At 58.9% G+C, this 209-nt stretch carries 1 pseudogene; it reads right to left on the bottom strand.

The annotated features are described in order from the left end of the window. A pseudogene (locus tag NE609_RS17505) lies at nt 1–209 on the bottom strand (TlpA family protein disulfide reductase); the annotation flags it as partial.

The raw sequence follows: 209 nt of genomic DNA, 5'->3' as shown, positions 1-209 counted from the left end.
TCACTACGGTGACGGCGTTGCCGGAGAACAGCTCGTCGCTCTTCACCGTGTTGCCGTCCAGGTCTTTCCCCTCAAAGGCGGGGAACTTCTGCATACTGCCCTGCTCGGCCATCTTGTCCGCGCCGCTCTGATCGGACGGCATACTCATATCATCGCCCGCGGGCATACTCATATCGCCGTCCATGGATTTCTGCATGATCTCGGGATAC

This window comes from Anaerotruncus sp. DFI.9.16, from assembly GCF_024461615.1.
GTDB lineage: Bacteria > Bacillota > Clostridia > Oscillospirales > Ruminococcaceae > Anaerotruncus > Anaerotruncus massiliensis.
The sequence above is the reverse complement of the archived record's forward strand: the minus strand, read 5'-3'. Positions and strand labels throughout refer to the sequence as shown.